General features: G+C 61.8%; 14 protein-coding genes. 8 read left to right on the forward strand and 6 right to left on the reverse strand.

Annotated features, from left to right (window positions below; all coding sequences use genetic code 11):
- The 3 genes from EU811_RS11890 (at window position 1) to EU811_RS11900 (ending at window position 2,862) form a co-directional block, all read left to right on the forward strand.
- Complete coding sequence (locus EU811_RS11890) at window positions 1-1,002, forward strand: metal ABC transporter solute-binding protein, Zn/Mn family (RefSeq protein ID WP_142938603.1); 1,002 nt, start codon at window positions 1-3, stop codon at window positions 1,000-1,002.
- A gap of 153 nt (window positions 1,003-1,155) precedes the next feature.
- Window positions 1,156-1,971, forward strand: coding sequence for a metal ABC transporter ATP-binding protein (locus tag EU811_RS11895; protein WP_187697145.1), 816 nt, complete (start codon window positions 1,156-1,158; stop codon window positions 1,969-1,971).
- Window positions 1,972-2,862 (forward strand): metal ABC transporter permease, encoded by an 891-nt coding sequence (locus tag EU811_RS11900; RefSeq protein ID WP_142938604.1) that lies wholly within the window; start codon window positions 1,972-1,974, stop codon window positions 2,860-2,862.
- Here the strand turns inward: EU811_RS11900 and EU811_RS11905 are convergent.
- Window positions 2,859-3,326, reverse strand: a complete 468-nt coding sequence (locus EU811_RS11905; protein WP_142938605.1) for a Fur family transcriptional regulator — start codon at window positions 3,324-3,326, stop codon at window positions 2,859-2,861. The two genes, EU811_RS11900 and EU811_RS11905, sit on opposite strands and share 4 nt — an antisense overlap.
- A gap of 94 nt (window positions 3,327-3,420) precedes the next feature.
- Between EU811_RS11905 and EU811_RS11910 the strand changes: the two genes are divergently transcribed.
- Window positions 3,421-4,074: an MBL fold metallo-hydrolase gene (locus tag EU811_RS11910; protein ID WP_142938606.1), complete on the forward strand. Its 654-nt coding sequence runs from the start codon at window positions 3,421-3,423 to the stop codon at window positions 4,072-4,074.
- Here the strand turns inward: EU811_RS11910 and EU811_RS11915 are convergent.
- Window positions 4,071-5,153, reverse strand: a complete 1,083-nt coding sequence (locus EU811_RS11915; RefSeq protein WP_142938607.1) for a PLP-dependent cysteine synthase family protein — start codon at window positions 5,151-5,153, stop codon at window positions 4,071-4,073. The genes EU811_RS11910 and EU811_RS11915 overlap by 4 nt on opposite strands.
- Window positions 5,154-5,224: 71 nt before the next feature.
- On the opposite strand from EU811_RS11915, the gene EU811_RS11920 reads away from it, so the two are divergent.
- Genes EU811_RS11920 through EU811_RS11930 form a run of 3 tightly spaced genes read left to right on the forward strand, consistent with a single transcriptional unit; the run spans window position 5,225 to window position 7,694 of the window.
- Window positions 5,225-6,124, forward strand: coding sequence for a sulfurtransferase (locus EU811_RS11920; RefSeq protein WP_142938608.1), 900 nt, complete (start codon window positions 5,225-5,227; stop codon window positions 6,122-6,124).
- Window positions 6,121-7,269, forward strand: coding sequence for an NAD(P)-dependent alcohol dehydrogenase (locus EU811_RS11925; protein WP_142938609.1), 1,149 nt, complete (start codon window positions 6,121-6,123; stop codon window positions 7,267-7,269). The genes EU811_RS11920 and EU811_RS11925 overlap by 4 nt, the downstream gene beginning before the upstream one ends.
- A complete protein-coding gene (locus EU811_RS11930; protein WP_142938610.1) occupies window positions 7,266-7,694 on the forward strand; it encodes an HIT family protein in 429 nt (142 codons plus the stop codon). The genes EU811_RS11925 and EU811_RS11930 overlap by 4 nt, the downstream gene beginning before the upstream one ends.
- Window positions 7,695-7,793: 99 nt before the next feature.
- Here EU811_RS11930 and hrpA read toward each other — a convergent pair whose 3' ends face one another.
- The 3 genes from hrpA to EU811_RS23800 all read right to left on the reverse strand — a co-directional run bounded on the left by hrpA (window position 7,794) and on the right by EU811_RS23800 (window position 13,070).
- A complete protein-coding gene (gene hrpA, locus EU811_RS11935; RefSeq protein WP_142938611.1) occupies window positions 7,794-11,741 on the reverse strand; it encodes an ATP-dependent RNA helicase HrpA in 3,948 nt (1,315 codons plus the stop codon).
- A gap of 13 nt (window positions 11,742-11,754) precedes the next feature.
- Window positions 11,755-12,747: a helix-turn-helix transcriptional regulator gene (locus tag EU811_RS11940; RefSeq protein WP_142938612.1), complete on the reverse strand. Its 993-nt coding sequence runs from the start codon at window positions 12,745-12,747 to the stop codon at window positions 11,755-11,757.
- Window positions 12,748-12,899: 152 nt separating this feature from the next.
- Entirely contained in the window at window positions 12,900-13,070 is a 171-nt protein-coding gene (locus tag EU811_RS23800) for a hypothetical protein (RefSeq protein ID WP_165450181.1), read from the reverse strand.
- Between the two features lie 81 nt (window positions 13,071-13,151).
- Here EU811_RS23800 and EU811_RS11945 point away from each other — a divergent pair, with 81 nt between their 5' ends.
- On the forward strand, window positions 13,152-14,120 hold the full coding sequence (locus EU811_RS11945) for a GlxA family transcriptional regulator (protein WP_142938613.1): 969 nt from the start codon (window positions 13,152-13,154) through the stop codon (window positions 14,118-14,120).
- A 62-nt stretch (window positions 14,121-14,182) separates the two neighbouring features.
- Here EU811_RS11945 and EU811_RS11950 read toward each other — a convergent pair whose 3' ends face one another.
- Window positions 14,183-14,485, reverse strand: coding sequence for a protealysin inhibitor emfourin (locus EU811_RS11950; RefSeq protein ID WP_142938614.1), 303 nt, complete (start codon window positions 14,483-14,485; stop codon window positions 14,183-14,185).
- Window positions 14,486-14,565 lie beyond the last annotated feature (80 nt).

Genomic DNA, 14,565 nt, shown 5'->3' on the forward strand with positions numbered 1-14,565 from the left:
TTGATTCTCATTTTGAGTAGATCCGAGGTCTTCGTGCGTCGTTCCGCCACCCGCCTGTCCGTGGCCGCTTCTGCAGCTCTGTCCGCCCTACTGCTGTCGTCCTGTGCCGGGACCGCCGGAGCGAACAATGATCCCACAAAAGGCGCCATTGAAGTTGTCACCTCTACCAATGTCTACGGGGATGTCGTGAAGGCTGTCGGCGGGGACAAAGTCAACGTGAACGCCATCATCACCAAGACCAGCCAGGACCCGCACTCATACGAGGCAAGCGCCCAGGACAAGCTGGTGATTTCCAAAGCCAAGCTCGTAGTGGAGAACGGCGGTGGCTATGACGAGTTCCTCCACAAGATTGCTGATGAGACGAAAGTCGGCCACGAGAACATGATCAGCGCCGTCGAGATTTCAGGCCTTGCTCCGGAAGAGGAGGGCCACAGCGAAGAAGCGCACAGCGAAGAGGGCCACACCCACAACCACGGAGACTTTAACGAGCACGTTTGGTACAGCCTGGACACCATGGGCAAGGTTGCCGACGCGGTGGCCGCCAAGCTGGGCAGCCTTGACGCGGGATCGGCCTCGACCTTCACGGCTAATGCGGAGACATTCAAGGCAAAGCTCTCAGAATTGACGGGCAAGCTTGACGAGATCAAGGCCGGCAATGAGCACGCCCCCGTGGCCGTCACTGAACCCGTTCCGCTGTACCTCCTCGAAGCTGCAGGCTTGGAAAACAAGACGCCGGAAGCCTACAGCGCGGCAATCGAAGAAGAGACCGATGTCCCGGCTGCGGTACTGAAGGAAACCACAGATCTGGTCAGTGCCAAATCGGTCCGGTTCCTGGCGTACAACGAGCAGACGGAGGGGCCGCAGACCGAGTCGGTCAAGCGGGCTGCGGAAGCGGCCGGGGTACCTGTTGTGAACTTCACTGAAACGCTGCCGGACGGGAAAGACTACCTCCAGTGGATGACGGACAACGTGGAATCAGTCACCGCCGCACTCAAGAAGTAGCGTTCCCTGCACCCGTTATGGGGTGAAGGGCCCCGCTGGCGTCCTAAGATATTCAGGATGGCTGCGGGGCCTTTTGCTTGCCACCAGCCTGGTGGCCAATACCAGCGGCACAACAACTGCGTTCCACGGAATGCATGGATATGAGGATAACTTTTGACACCGGTAGTGAGCCTCCGCGGAGCCAGCCTGCAGTTCGGCAAGCGGACACTCTGGCGGGACCTGGACCTGGACATCAACCCGGGTGAGTTCTTCGCTGTCCTTGGTCCAAATGGCAGCGGCAAGACCAGCTTCCTGAAAGTTCTGCTCGGATTGCAGGAACTGCATTCCGGAACCGTGTCCCTGGGTGGGCACCCGGTGGAGCGGGGAAGCAAAAAAATCGGCTATATACCCCAGCAAAAATCGTTTGCCCCGGACACCCCGCTTCGCGCCCGTGACCTGGTGGGGCTGGGGATCGATGGGCACCGCTGGGGAATGCGGTTTGCATCCGGCAAAGTCAACGAGCGGATCGACCAGCTGCTGGAGCAGGTGGGCGCATCGGACTACGCCAGGGTGCCGGTTGGACAGTTATCCGGCGGCGAGCAGCAACGTCTCAGGGTGGCGCAGGCCTTGGCGACCGAGCCGCAGGTTCTCCTCTGCGATGAGCCACTGCTTTCCCTGGACCTGCATCATCAACAGGGCGTCAGTTCACTCATCAACAAGCAATGCCATGAGCGGAACAGCGCCGTGGTCTTCGTGACCCACGAAATCAACCCTGTGATCGACTACGTGGATCGTGTGCTCTACCTGGCCGGTGGAAAGTTCCGTGTCGGAACTCCGCAGGAGGTCATGACCACGGAAGTACTCTCCGAACTGTACGACAGCCACGTGGAAGTCATTCACGCCAATGGAAGGATCGTGGTGGTGGGTCTTCCCGACGCAACCACCCACTTCCATGACGAAGCCCACGCAACCACCGGGGAGGAGTTCTAGATGGACGTCGAGAGCATCCTGCAGACCATTTTCAATTTTGAGAATTATGGTGAATTGCTGGTTCTCGTCCAGAATTCCATCTGGGCGGGTGCCGTACTGGGGCTTCTGGGCGGGTTGGTGGGTACGTTCGTGATGAAACGGGACCTGGCTTTCGCGGTCCACGGCATCTCCGAACTGTCCTTCGCCGGTGCTGCCTTCGCCCTGCTGATCGGAGCCGACATCATTTTCGGCTCCCTGATTGGCTCTGTGGCCGCGGCTGTACTCCTGGGCTTCATGGGAGTAAGGGCACGCGACAAGAACTCGATTATTGGTGTGATTATGCCGTTCGGGCTGGGCCTGGGCATTTTGTTCCTGGCGCTCTATGAGGGTCGCGCGGCAAATAAGTTCGGTCTGCTGACAGGTCAGATCGTGTCCGTTGATACGGTGCAACTGCAGGTGCTTGCCGGCACGGCTGTGGTGGTGATGATTGCTTTGGCGGCAATCTGGCGTCCACTGAGCTTCGCCAGCGTGGACCCTGAAATGGCAGAAGCGAGGGGTGTGCCGGTTCGTGGCCTTGCCATCGCTTTCATGGTGCTGCTGGGTGTCAGTGTGGCGTTGTCCATCCAGATCGTGGGCGCGCTCTTGGTCCTCGCCTTGCTGATCACCCCTGCAGCTGCCGCGCTGAGGGTGACTACATCACCCCGTTTGGTAGTGCTGCTGAGTGTGCTTTTCGCGATGACGGCCACAGTGGGTGGAATTCTTTTGGCTTTGGGCAGCCGCCTCCCCATCAGCCCGTATGTCACCACGCTGTCCTTCCTGATTTACGTGGTGTGCCGGATCATCGGCAGGGTCCGCGCTAACAGGGGCCTTAATGGCCGCGTATCACGGGACCAGCCGGCGGGAGCGCTCTAAAGCTTGCCGGCTGCCTTTTTGGCTGTGCATTCGGGGCACAACCCGAAGATTTCCACTGTGTGGGCAACCTCGGTGAAGCCGTGTTCAGTTGCCGTCCGGGCAGCCCAGGTCTCGACGGCGGGTGCCTCCACTTCTTCTGCCTTACCGCAGTTGCGGCAGAGCAGGTGGTGGTGGTGTCCGGTGACCGCGCAGCGCCGGTAGACGGCTTCACCGTCGCCGTTTCGAAGGACATCAATGAGGCCGTCGTCGGCCAGGGACTGCAGAATCCGGTAGGCCGTGGCAAGCGACACGGAGATGCCTTTGTTCTGCAGCAGCCGGTAAAGCTCTTGAGTGCTCACGAAGTCATCCAATTCGTCCAGGGCGGCGCTGACGGCCAAGCGCTGCTTGGTGACGCGCTGCTCCCTGACACCGCTGGTGGCCGGCGCTGCGTTGCCGGTCGTGGCCGAATTGGTGCCCTGTGGCATTGAAAGACTCACTTCCCTGGGGATGTTGGCAAAGCCCAATTTTACCAGTAGGGGAGGCTTGGAAACTGTCAGTGGGCGCCCATAGGCTGTCTCCATGAAGCTCACCAAGTACACCCACGCTTGTGTCCGGTTGGAGAAGGAAGGAAAGGTCCTGGTGATTGATCCCGGGACTTTCTCCGAGTCTGAGGAAGCCCTGCGCGGAGCCCACGCCGTACTTGTCACCCACGAACACAATGACCACATCGACCAAGCGGCAGTGACAGCAGCCCTGCGCAGCAACACTGCGCTGGAGGTCCATGCGCCGGCCGGGGTGGCTGCTGCTTTGAAGGAAAACGGGGATGTGGCCGATCGCGTGTATGCCGTGGAGGCCGGTTCTGGCTTCGAAGCGGCAGGGTTCAGCATCCGGACTTTTGGTGGCCAGCACGCTGTCATCCACGCTCAGATCCCGGTGGTGGCGAATATTGGCTATCTGGTGGATGACAACGTCTTTCACCCCGGCGATTCGTTCGTAGTCCCCGATGGAATCAATGTCCAGACCCTTTTGGTTCCCCTCCATGCTCCGTGGTCCAAAGTGGGCGAGGTAGTGGACTTCGTCATCTCCGTCCGTGCTCCCCAGGCTTTTCCGGTCCACGACGCCCTGCTCAACGAACTGGGCCGGGGGATCGTAGAGGGCCATGTCACCCGGATCGGCGCCCGCTACGGAACCACCTACAGGCGTCTTGCCCCGAAGGAGTCGGTGGAGGTCTAGGCGGGCCACACCCCGGTGTCGTGAAAGCGTTCCAGAACTGCTTCATGCGGTGCGGGGTCCAGGCCGTGCGCGGCCAGCCACCCGGCGTCGTTGTAACTACCCGCGTAACGGTCGCCGGCGTCGCACATGAGAGACACGATGCTGCCTTGCCGGCCCTCGGCCACCATCGCGGCCACCAACTGCCAGACGCCCCAAAGATTTGTCCCTGTGGATGGTCCTGCGTGCAGGCCGGTGAGTTTCCGTAAGTGCCGCATGGCGGCTACCGAGGCAGCATCCGGCACTTGGATCATGTGGTCGATGACTGCCGGGACGAAGCTGGGCTCTGACCGCGGCCGGCCGATGCCCTCGATCCTGGACGGAAGGCCTGTTGCCGCGGCCGCGTTTCCGTCGCGCCAGGCCGGGAAGAAAGCCGAGTTTTCGGGGTCCACGACGGCCAGCCGGGTGTCATAGCGGTTGTATCGGAGGTAGCGGCCAATGGTGGCGCTGGTACCGCCGGTGCCTGCACCCACCACAATCCATTCCGGAATCGGGTGTTCTTCCAAGGAGAGCTGTTCAAAAATCGATTCCGCGATGTTGTTGTTGCCGCGCCAATCCGTTGCCCGTTCGGCGTAGGTGAATTGATCCATGTAGTAACCACCCGAGGTCTTTGCGGTCTCTTCCGCAACGGCGTAGACCTCCGAAGCATGGTCAACCAGCAGGCATGCGCCGCCGAAGTCTTCGATCAGGGCGATCTTCTCCGGGCTGGTGGTCTTGGTCATGACCGCGATGAACGGTAGCCCGATGAGCCGGGCAAAGTATGCCTCGGACACCGCGGTGCTCCCGCTTGAGGCTTCGACGATGGTAGTGCCTTCGGTGATCCAGCCGTTGACCAGGCCGTATAGGAAAAGTGACCTGGCCAAGCGGTGCTTGAGGCTGCCCGATCTGTGGGTCGACTCGTCCTTAAGGTACAGGTTGACTCCCCAGTGGTCCGGGAGTGGGACGGCATAAAGGTGGGTGTCGGCCGAGCGGTTGTTCTCAGCCTCGATTTTACGGATGGCCTCGTTGGCCCATGCCCTGTCCTGAATACACGAATTGCTCACCGGATAAGCCTAGGCTGGAATCCGGGCGCCGGAAGCAAAGGGGTCCATGCCGCAGGAACGAAGGAGAACTTATGGCCACGCTGATCAGCGCGTCGGAACTGCACGCGCGCCTCGAGTCCGGGAAACGCACTGCACTTCTGGACGTCCGCTGGGTCCTGGGCCGTACTGATGGACACGACGAATACACGGCCGGTCATCTTCCTGGCGCGGTGTTCGTGGATCTCCCCACAGAGCTGGCCGATCACGCACAGCCCCGGCAAGGCCGCCATCCTCTGCCAACCCGTGAGCGCTTTCAGGAATCCGCGCGCTCGTGGGGCATCAGCGACGGCGACACCGTGGTGGCGTATGACAACAGTGGCAGCATGGCCGCGGCACGCGTTTGGTGGATGTTGCGGAATGCGGGCTTTGACTCTGTGTACCTGCTCGACGGCGGCCTGGCCGCCTGGCGCGCGGCAGGGCACCCGGTGGAATTCGGTGAGGTGCGACCCGCCGTCGGAAATGTCACTTTGGGTGAGGGCCGCATGCCGGCGATCACTGAGCATGACGCGGGGCAGTGGCACCGCAACGGTGTTTTGCTGGACGCCCGGTCAGGGGAGCGGTACCGCGGTGAGGTGGAACCCATCGATCCCAAGGCCGGGCACATTCCGGGCGCCGTGAGCGCGCCCACCACGGGGAATGTCGCCGCTGATGGCACGTTCCTTCCGGCAGAGGAGCTACGCCGGCGCTTTGAGGAGCTGGGTCTGGAGCCGTCGTCCAAGGTGGCTGTCTATTGCGGGTCCGGGGTCACGGCCTCCCACGAGGTGGCTGCCTTGGAAATCGCTGGATACCGGGCTGCGCTGTATCCGGGCTCGTTTTCGCAATGGTCCAACAATCCTGCCCATGACGTTGCCGTGGGCAGTGCGCCGTTTGAACAGCACGCCGCCGGACCAAGTGGCACAAGCAGGGCTGCCGGGAGTAGCGTCGAAGCATGACTCCCGGACGCCCTGTGCCCCCGCCCCTTGCCAAGCCGATCACCATGGACACCAGTGAAGATCGCCCCGGAACGCTGGCTGCAGCGTACGGTGCCACATCCCCGGATAGTGGGTTGGTACCCCTGACGGTGGCCCGCCGCGTACCTACAGAGGATGACGTGGAGATTGCCATTGAGTTCTGCGGGCTGTGCCACTCGGATGTGCACGCAACGCGCGGTGAGTGGAGGGTTCCGCCCTACCCGTTGATCCCGGGTCACGAAATCGTGGGCCGCGTAACCCGTGTTGGGGCGGCCGTTCAGGACTTCGCCCCAGGTGACCGCGTGGGCGTTGGCTGCATGGTGGATTCCTGCCGCGAATGCGAGAGCTGCCTCGAAGGACTGGAACAGTACTGCGAGCGGGGCAATGTAGGCACCTACGGGGCTGCAGATCCGCGGCACGGTGACGAGATCACCCAAGGTGGATACTCAACCTCGGTGGTGGTGGACAGGCGTTTCGTGTTGCGGGTCCCGGATGCGCTGGATCCGGCTGCGGCGGCTCCGCTGCTGTGTGCCGGTATCACCACGTACTCGCCGCTGCGGTATTTCGAGGTAGAGGAAGGCGACTCCGTGGGTGTTGTTGGCCTGGGCGGACTGGGACACATGGCCGTCAAGATCGCCAAGGCCATGGGTGCTGAAGTAACGGTATTCACCACCTCCGAATCCAAGTTCGAGGCCGCACGGGAGCTGGGCGCGGACCATGTGGTCCTGTCCAAGGACGCCGATGCCATGGAGGCAGCCAACCGGAGCATTGACGTGATCATCGACACCGTTGCAGCCCCGCACGATCTCAACCCGTACTTCCGGACCCTTCGCCTGGACGGGGCCCTCTTCCAGCTGGGCCTTCCCGCCGATGACATGCCACCGGTCAGCCCCGGGTTGCTCATCCGCCGGAGGCTCGCCTACGCAGGTTCGTTGATTGGTGGCATTGAGGAGACGCAGGAAATGCTGGACTTCTGTGCCGAACACGGCGTAGTGAGCGACATCGAAGTGGTGGCGGCCGGGCAACTCAACGAAGCTTATGACCGCATGGTGGCCGGAGACGTGAAGTACCGTTTCGTTCTGGACACAGCAACACTTCAGGAACCATCGGAAAGGGCAGACGCATGAGCACGCTGTTTACCAAGATCATCAACGGTGAGATCCCGGGCCGCTTTGTCTGGAAGGACCAGGACGTGGTGGCGTTCCTGACCATCTCGCCCATCACCCAAGGACACACCTTGGTGGTGCCGCGTGAAGAGGTGGATTCGTGGACGCAAGCCAGCCCGGAATTGCTGGCCAAGGTCATGGACGTGGCCCAGCGCATCGGCAAGGTGCAGGAGTCCCTGTTCGACGCCAAGCGTGTTGGCGTGTTGATGGAGGGTTTCGAGGTGGATCATCTGCACGTCCACGTGTGGCCGGCGTATTCCACGGCGGATTTTGAACTTCACAACGTGGACCACAACCCGGACCCCGCCATCATGGATGCCACTGCCGTGAAGCTGCGCGCGGCTTTACGCGACGCGGGCCACAGCGACGCTGTCCCCGAGGGGTGACTTTGCCAGTGGTGGCGGTCTCTGCCTGTGGCTGATTCCTGCATGATTTAACCCGGCGGTGCTTGTGAAGCGCCGCCGGGTTTTCTCATGCCTGCCCGGCTATACCGGCGCGAGTGCTTGGTTCAGTGCCGTGCGGATTCGCTTCTCCGACACGGAGTAGGCCGTGCCAAGTTCAACCGCGAAGAGGCTCACCCGCAGTTCTTCGATCATCCAGCGCACACGTGTTAACTCCGGGCCGGCGCCGCGCCCTGGAAGCAGAGCCGATACGGCGTCGTCGTAGTCATCCTCCAACGCCTGTACCACTGCCATGTTCAGGCCGTCACGCTGGACGTTGCCCGGGAGCTTTTCCAGCCGCTTCTCGATTGCCTGAAGGTACCGCGGGAGTTGGCTGAGCTGCGCATAGCCCGTCTGTGCCACAAAGCCCGGGAACACCAGCTGCTCCAGTTGGCTCTTCATGTCATTGAGGGCGCTGATCAGATGCAGGCTGGTGTTGGACTTCAGCTGCTTCTGGATGCGGCGGGTACTGGCCAGGACACGTTCGACGACGGCCGTCACCGTGAACACGGTATCGATCAGTTCTGCACGGACTACCTCGTACAACGCATCGAACGATTTCTTGTCCCACGGCAGATCCTGCGGAACCAGTTTGTCGATGGCTGCCAGTGCGCAGTCCGCGATGAGTGCGCTCACGGATCCATGCGGGTTCTGGCTAAACGTCAGCTTCTCCGTATTACTGAGGTGCTCCAGCACGTAACGGTCCGGTGGCGGGATCCGCAAGGCAAGCAATCGGATGACGCCGCCACGCATGGCGGCTTCCTGCTCCGGCCGGGTCTGAAATACCCGCAGTGCCACGGATTTTCCTTCGTCCACTATCGCCGGGAAGCCGGTGACGGCATGGCCCTTGACAGTCCGGGTAACCTGGCGCTCCACCGTGCCGAACTCCCACATGGTGATGCCGCCGCGTTCGGCAATAATTCCATCGCCTGCCGGCGTTGCGCCCGGGGCTGGCGTTTGACCGTTGGGTGCGCCCGACGTGCCGGTTCCCTTGCCGCCCTTGGCGCGTGACGTCGTCGCGGGTGTGGCGCCGAGCGATTCGGCGATGGCGCGGCGCGTTGCCGGCGCCAGCTTCTCCTGGAGTTCAGCAAGGTTCTTTCCTTCGTCAAGCACCTTGCCCTTGCTGTCCACCACCTTGAAGCTAACCCGTAGGTGCGGCGGTACGGCATCCCAGTTCCACGAACCTGGAGGAATGACGTGTCCGCGGAGCCGGCGAAGAACAAGTTCCAAGGATGGCTCAAGTTCGTCGGTGGCGGGATCAAAGTCGGCTTCCAGCGCTGCGGTTGCCTGCCGTGCAACGTCCGGGGCAGGCACAAAGTTCTTCCGTACCTGTTTGGGTAGTGACTTGATCAGCGCCGTGACCAGTTCCACCCGTTGCCCGGGAATTTGCCAGCGGAACGGGGCGTCGTCCAGTTGGTTCAGGAACAGCACCGGGACTTCAGCCGTGACACCGTCAGATGGGTTGGGGGCCGAGCCTGGCGCCACGGGATGGAACTCATAGCTCAACGGCAGGTCGAAGCCCTTGTGCAGCCAGCTCTTCGGATACGCGGAGTCGTCCAGTGCTTCGGCGTCTTCGCTCATGAGTAAGGATTGGTCGAAGTCCAGGAGATCGGGATCTGACTGCCGGGCATCCTTCCACCACTTATCAAAGTGCCTCTCGGAAACTACGTCCTTGCCGACGCGGGCGTCATAAAACTCGAAGAGTGTCTGGTCGTCCACCAGAATGTCCCGGCGCCGCATGCGGGTTTCGAGTTCTTCGATCTCCTGGAGCAGGGCCCGGTTCCGGTGGAAGAACTTATGGTGTGTCTTCCACTCGCCCTCCACCAAGGCATGGCGGATGAACAATTCGCGCGACAACTCGGGATCGACGCGCCCGTAGTTGATGCGACGGTTGGGAATGATGGGTACGCCGTACAGCGTCACTTTCTCGTGAGCCATGACAGCGCCCTGCCGTGATGACCAATGCGGTTCGCTGTAGGACCGCTTCACCAGATCCGGGGCTACCTGTTCAGCCCACAGGGGATCGAACTTGGCGGCGACGCGCGCCCAGAGGCGGCTTGTCTCCACCAGCTCAGCGGCCATCACGAAGGTGGGTGATTTCTTGAACAGCGCTGAGCCGGGGAAGATCGCAAAACGGCTTCCGCGGGCACCGGCGTATTCACGCTTGCGCTCATCAAGGAGGCCGATGTGGCTCAGCAACCCGGAGAGCAGGCTGATGTGGATGCCCTCGTAGTTGCCCACGGGATCTGCTTCGCGCTTATTGTCCAGCGCGATGCCGAGGGGTTTGGCCATTTGCCGGAGCTGGGTAAAGAGGTCCTGCCACTCACGGACGCGCAGGTAATTGATGAACTCGTTGCGGCACAGTTTGCGGAACTGGGTGGAGGAGAGCTCGCGCTGCTTTTCCTGGATGTAGTTCCACAGATTGAGGAAGCCGGTGAAGTCCGAGAGCTCGTCACGGAAACGAGCATGCTTCTCCGCAGCCAACTGTTGCTTGTCCGTCGGCCGTTCCCGGGGGTCCTGGATGGTCAGGGCAGCCGCCAGGATCATCACCTCGCGCACACAACCCCGCTTGCCCGCCTCCACGATCATCCGGCCCAGCCGTGGATCCACCGGCAGTTGGGCCAATTTCTGCCCGACGGCGGTCAGTCCACTGCCGCTGCGACCGTTGCCGGCCGCGTTACCGGACTTGGGCGAGGTCAAGGCGCCGAGTTCGCGCAGGAGAGTGACGCCGTCGTTGATGGCCCGCGAGTCCGGTGGTTCCACAAACGGGAAGTTTTCAACGTCCTTGGGACCGCGGGCAACTCCCATGGCGGTCATCTGCAGGATGACGGCCGCGAGGTTGGTCCGGAGGATCTCCGGGTCCGTAAACAAAGGACGCGACTCGAAGTCCTCTTCGGAGTACAAACGGATGGCAATGCCCTCCGAGACGCGGCCACAGCGGCCCGAGCGCTGATTGGCAGAAGCCTGGGAAACACGCTCGATAGGGAGCCGTTGTACTTTGGTCCGGTGTGAATAGCGCGAGATGCGGGCGGTTCCGGTATCTATCACGTACTTGATGCCGGGAACGGTCAGGGACGTCTCGGCCACGTTGGTAGCCAGGATGATGCGACGTTTTCCGCCGGGATTGAACACCCGGTGCTGCTCCTGCAGGCTCAAACGGGCAAAGAGCGGCAGGACTTCCGTCCCGGCAAGTCGCCTGTTTGTTTGGATACGGCCGTTGATCGCCTCAGCGGCGTCCCGGATTTCGCGCTCGCCGGAGAAGAAGATGAGGATGTCCCCGGGCGCTTCCTTAGCGAGCTCGTCCACAGCGTCGCACACAGCGTCCAAGGGATCGCGGTCCTCTTCGAGTTCGTCGTCCGAGGTATCTTCTTCTCCGCCGGCCGGCTGGGACAAAGGACGGTATCGGATCTCCACCGGGTAAGTTCGTCCGGAGACTTCGATGACCGGCGCTGGATCATCCTCACTGCCGAAGTGCCTGGCGAACCTTAGGGGATCAATGGTTGCCGAGGTGATGATGACCTTGAGGTCCGGGCGCTGGGGGAGGATGCGCTTGAGGTAGCCCAGGATGAAGTCGATGTTGAGGCTGCGCTCGTGGGCTTCGTCAATGATGATGGTGCTGTATTTCCGGAGCAGTTTGTCCCGCTGAATCTCGGCGAGGAGGATGCCATCAGTCATCAGCTTGATCTTGGTGGATGAGCTGACCTCACCGGTGAACCTGACCTGGAAGCCCACCTCCTGGCCAATCTCTACGTCCAGTTCAGAGGCGATGCGCTCGGCCACCGTCCGGGCTGCGAGTCGGCGTGGCTGGGTATGCCCGATCAGGCCTTTGTCTCCAAGGCCCAGTTCGAGGCACATTTTGGGGATCTGTGTGGTCTTGCCCGAACCGGTCTCACCGGCAATGATGGTCACCTGGTTTGCGGAGATGGCCGCCATCAGATCCTCGCGGCGCTCGGATACGGGCAGCTCTGCGGGGTAGGAAATATGAAGTGTCATGGCTGCTGCCAGTCTACTGTGGCTGGGCTCCCGCGTCCGCTGTGTCCGTCACAGTCCCGGCTGCAGCACTGAGACGGTGCGAAAGTTCCATGGCGTAGGACTTGAATTCAGCAGGCTCGAGGATCTCGAAGTCAACATCGAGTGCTGCAAGATACGCCGCCGGGGCTGCGAGGTTGTCCCATCCGGACCGCAGGATGGTGGCTTTGGGTCCGTCGGACGCCAGTGTTGCGTACTGGGAATTTACGACGGCGGCAATCTCGGCCAGGGGCGCGCGGAGCCGCACCACGACGTCGAACCTGTACGGCGAACGGGTGATGGACTGCTGCACGTAGGCGGCGAGGTCTTCCGCGGGCAGCGGACGTGGAGTGTATTTCTTGCGTTCCGATGGCAGCGAAGCAAGACGGTCCGCCCGGAAGGTTCTCCAGTCCTCCCGTTCGACGTCCCACGCCACCAGATACCATCGCCGGCCGGTGTCCACCAACCTGTAGGGCTCCACCAGCCTTCGTGCGGATTCGCCGCCGGACGTGACGTACTCAAAGGAGATTTGCCGTCTGTCCGATATTGCGGCGGAGACGACGGTCAGTTGTTGAGGATCAACAGTTCCTGCATTGCTGGGAAGGGTAGTGACGGCGGCCTTCAGCATGGCGAACTTGGGACGCAGCCTGGACGGCAGGACCTGTTCCAGCTTCGCCAACGCGCGCACAGAGGCCTCACCAATGCCGGCTACGGGGCCAGCAGCCACAGAGTTCAATCCCAAGGCCACCGCCAGGGCTTCATTGTCATCCAGGAGCAGAGGCGGGAGCTGCGCACCTGCACCAAGTTGATAGCCACCCGCGATTCCCGGGGATGCGTGAATGGGATACCCGAGATTGCGCAGTTTGTCGATATCGCGGCGGACGGTCCGTTCGGTCACGCCCATCCGATCAGCGAGTGCCGGGCCCGTCCATTCCCGACGCACCTGCAACAGTGACAGCAGCTGGAGGAGCCGGGCAGAGGTTTGGATCATGCAAGTGAATCTAGCTCATGTCCGCGTAAAACCTTGGTGGGATTGGGACCGCGTAGGGACGCCCGTCGATCGAAGAATCCTGCAGAATTCCGTGAACGGACGGGCGTCGGTTTGAGTGGCTTTGGTGGACCTTGCAGTCGCTTGGCATGCCCCTAGTAGATGCGGGGGTTCCAGTACGGGCTGCTCGGAGAGTCGAAGGCGCTCCAGGGTTCCTTTGAGTTGATGGGCGGGTTGTGCCCGAGTCCATCCTTTAGCAGGGCTGAAACGGTAGCTGCTACGGCGGTGATGAGGACGATGAAGAGGATGATTCCGAAGATTTCCATGCCTCAAGCCTGCTCCTGAGGACGGACAAGAAACAGTGGCAGAAATGCCCCAAATAGATAAATTTCTGCCACACTGGAGATGTGTTGAAATCAGTGGCTGTGATGGTGGTACCCAACTTCTCGGTCTTCGAATTCGGTACGGCCTTCGAGGTCTTCGGCATCGACCGATCTGACCGTGGGGCCGGGGTGCCGGCCTTCGATTTCCGGGTGGTGACACCGGAACCGGGTGACGTCCGTATGAAGTCCGGCCTGTCCCTTCATGTGAACCTCGGCCTCGAAGCAGCGGCCGATGCAGACCTCGTCATCATGGCGCCGTTTGGCCGGGACCAGGACGTCCCCGAGTCCGTCATGGAGGCGTTGCGGGCAGCACATGCCAGGGGCGCGTGGGTGATGTCCATTTGTTCGGGCGCCTACGCGCTTGCCCGTGCCGGTTTGTTGGACGGGCGCCGGTGCACCACTCACTGGCATTATTCTCAGGATCTGGCCAGCCGGTACCCGTCTGCGATCGTGGATGAGAATGTCCTCTATGTGCAGGACGGGACCATCATCACCAGCGCCGGGACGGCCGCCGGAATCGACGCCTGCCTCCATCTTGTCCGCGAGGAGCTGGGAGCCAATGTGGCCGCCGCAATTGCACGCGACATGGTGGTACCGCCACACCGCGACGGCGGCCAGGCCCAGTTCATCGACAGGCCCATGCCCCGTTGCGGTTCCGCGCCCATGGAGGAGCTGCTTCGCTGGATGGTTGAACACCTCGACCAAGAGCACAGTGTGAACGAACTGGCGGCCCGACTCCACATGTCTCCCAGGACGTTCGCCCGCCGTTTCCGGGCGGAAACCGGAGCGACCCCTGCAGCGTGGCTGAATTCGCAACGCGTGCTGCGTGCGCAGGAACTGTTGGAGACCACTGAATTGAACATCGACGAAATTGCCAGGGAAGCCGGGTTCGGACATTCAGTGCTGCTCCGCCACCACTTCACAAAGGTGCTGGACACAAGTCCGCAAAGTTATCGTCGTGCATTCCGTGGGCAGTTGGAGGAAGCCATCTGAGTCAGCTGGGCAGATGTTCGCAGCTTTGACGGGCGGACGCCGGCTCCGCGGGGGCAGCGGCTTTAACGACGGCTACCTAAACGACCCCGTGACTCTGATCCTTCAGCCTTGGCGCATTCGACCAATTCCTGCCAAGGGCCGGTAACAGCACGTTCCGGGAGGGTGGCACGGCGTTGGCCTGCCCTGATGGAGTACATGAAGCGGTCCGGCTCGTTGGCCGCTTGCGCCTGGCTTTTGGCCTCATCCCATGGGCAAGCCTCCACGATCGGGACCCATCGATTCTTGTCATCAGGGGAGACTGCGTCCACGCTCCAGATGCGGGTCAGCGCTGCGATTCCCCCACTGCGTTGGACGGTGATCTTCATGACCGGCTGCTTCTCGTTCGGTTGATCCTTAGTTAGCCGACCGGCAGGGACCGAAGGAAAGACATCCGGTCCCGCCACCT

Source organism: Arthrobacter sp. TS-15 (assembly GCF_006964045.1).
Classification (GTDB): domain Bacteria; phylum Actinomycetota; class Actinomycetes; order Actinomycetales; family Micrococcaceae; genus Arthrobacter.

Coding starts and splice junctions, on each gene's coding strand:
- EU811_RS11900 (WP_142938604.1), top strand. CDS start 1,972: ATGGACGTCGAGAGCATCCTGCAGACCATTTTCAATTTTGAGAATTAT.
- EU811_RS11905 (WP_142938605.1), bottom strand. CDS start 3,326: ATGCCACAGGGCACCAATTCGGCCACGACCGGCAACGCAGCGCCGGCC.
- EU811_RS11910 (WP_142938606.1), top strand. CDS start 3,421: ATGAAGCTCACCAAGTACACCCACGCTTGTGTCCGGTTGGAGAAGGAA.
- EU811_RS11920 (WP_142938608.1), top strand. CDS start 5,225: ATGGCCACGCTGATCAGCGCGTCGGAACTGCACGCGCGCCTCGAGTCC.
- EU811_RS11925 (WP_142938609.1), top strand. CDS start 6,121: ATGACTCCCGGACGCCCTGTGCCCCCGCCCCTTGCCAAGCCGATCACC.
- EU811_RS11930 (WP_142938610.1), top strand. CDS start 7,266: ATGAGCACGCTGTTTACCAAGATCATCAACGGTGAGATCCCGGGCCGC.
- hrpA (WP_142938611.1), bottom strand. CDS start 11,741: ATGACACTTCATATTTCCTACCCCGCAGAGCTGCCCGTATCCGAGCGC.
- EU811_RS11940 (WP_142938612.1), bottom strand. CDS start 12,747: ATGATCCAAACCTCTGCCCGGCTCCTCCAGCTGCTGTCACTGTTGCAG.
- EU811_RS23800 (WP_165450181.1), bottom strand. CDS start 13,070: ATGGAAATCTTCGGAATCATCCTCTTCATCGTCCTCATCACCGCCGTA.
- EU811_RS11950 (WP_142938614.1), bottom strand. CDS start 14,485: ATGAAGATCACCGTCCAACGCAGTGGGGGAATCGCAGCGCTGACCCGC.